General features: G+C 73.1%; 1 protein-coding gene and 1 pseudogene. Both read right to left on the minus strand.

Annotation, left to right across the window (positions count from 1 at the left end; genetic code table 11):
• Positions 1-196: 196 nt before the first annotated feature.
• Positions 197-1,222 (minus strand): LacI family DNA-binding transcriptional regulator, encoded by a 1,026-nt coding sequence (locus DMH12_RS38360; protein WP_125495847.1) that lies wholly within the window; start codon positions 1,220-1,222, stop codon positions 197-199.
• 94 nt (positions 1,223-1,316) lie between these two features.
• A pseudogene (locus DMH12_RS38365) lies at positions 1,317-1,754 on the minus strand (hypothetical protein); the annotation flags it as partial.

A 1,754-nucleotide genomic window follows, 5' to 3' on the forward strand; every position in this document is an offset into this window, starting at 1 on the left:
GTCCCCAGTCAACCGGTAGTTGGGAGCGCTCCCAACTCCCCACTGATGGGAGCGCTCCCAACTACCGGTTGACTGGGGACTGTAGGAGCCGTTCATGTTCCTGACAAGACTGTGCGCAACGGAGCCGTCGCACGAATCTCGAAGCCCCAGGTGGGAGCCGGGCCCTTGACGGGAGCGCTCCCGACGACGGCTTCGGTCAGGCGGAGTCCCTGAGTACCAGCTCGGTACGGAGGATGACGTGCCGCCAGGCGACGGGCGACTCCTCCATCTCCTCCAGCAGCAGCCGCACCATGGTGCGGCCGATCTCCTCCAGCGGCTGCCGGACCGTCGTCAGCGGCGGGTCCGTGGGCCGGGCCGGCTGGAAGTCGTCGAAGCCGATCACCGCCACGTCCTGGGGCACCCGGCGCCCCGCGGCACGCAGCGCGCCGAGTGCCCCGGCGGCCAGGGTGTCCGAGGCGGCGAAGACCGCGTCCAGCTCCGGGTGACGGCCGATCAGGCTGGTCATCGCCCGGCGCCCGCTCTCCTCCGTGAAGTCGGCGCCCTCGACGACCAGCGAGGGGTCCGGCGTCACCCCGGCCAGCTCCAGAGCCTCCCGGTATCCGCGCAGCCTGCACTGGGCGACGTACATGTCCAGCGGCCCGCTGATGGCCCCGATCGCGCTCCGGCCCCCGTCCAGCAGGTACGTGACCGCGCCGCGCGCACCCCCGGCGTTGTCGGCGTCGACGTAGGTGACACTCTCGTCGCCGGAACGCCGCCCGAGCATCACGGTGGGCAGCCCGGCCTTGGCCAGCATGTCCGGCAGCGGATCCGCGGCGTGCACGGACATCAGCAGCACACCGTCGACCCGCCCGCCTCGCGCGTACTCCACGAACCGCCTGCGTTCGGTGTCCGTACGGACCAGCGTGAGCAGCAACTGCACCGGTGTGTCGGTCAGGGCGTCGCCGACGGCATGCACGATCTCCGTGAAGAACGGCTCCCCGAACAGCCGCCAGTCCGGCTCTGTCATCACCAGCGCGACGGCGTCCGCACGGTGCCCCGCCAGCGAGCGCGCCGCGAGATTCGGGACGTAGCCCAGCTCCGCGATGGCCCGCTGCACGGCGCGGCGTGTCGAGTCCCGCACGCCGGCCGCGTTGTTGATGACCCTTGAGACGGTGCCCCGCCCCACGCCGGCGAGGGCGGCCACCTCCTCCAGCGTCGGCGTACCGGGACGCTGTCTGCCCATGTCCGCCCGCCTTCCCCCACGAGATCGTCCGATACTACGGCGACCCGCGCCTCTCAGCGTGCGGATCGTGTGGGTGGTGCCGCTCGGCTCTACCTCACGGCGGCCCGGAGTGCGGGTTCGCCCGGCCCGGTGCGGTCCGCTGTGAGGTCTGCGGTGGGGCCCCGCTGGGGTCCGCGGTGGGCTCCGTGGTGGGGTCCGCGCCCCACGCGGCGGCGCACAGGGCGTGGTCGAGCGACTCCGTGTAGACGGCGGCGCCGAGCCAGGCGCGGACGAAGCGGCCGGTGTCGGCCGGGAGCAGCCTGCCGAAGGGGTCACGTGCGCGGTCCGCCGCGGTGGTGTGCAGCTCGGCGAGCAACTCACCCGCGGTGCCCAGGCCGTACCGCCGCAACCGTGCGACGTCGGCGGCCCGGTCGCCGGGGAACGCCAGCACGCGCCGCCCTCCGGAAACGGCCTGCATGACCCGGCGTCGCAGCAGGTGGACCGGGGCGTCGTCGATGGTGGGCGGGGGCTCGTGCGGCGAGGTGTCGTGTGG

It is taken from the genome of Streptomyces sp. WAC 04229 (genome assembly GCF_003947455.1).
In the GTDB taxonomy this organism is placed as follows: Bacteria; Actinomycetota; Actinomycetes; order Streptomycetales; family Streptomycetaceae; genus Streptomyces.

Excerpts from the sequence above, each read along its gene's own strand:
- DMH12_RS38360 (WP_125495847.1), bottom strand. The coding sequence starts at position 1,222 with ATGGGCAGACAGCGTCCCGGTACGCCGACGCTGGAGGAGGTGGCCGCC.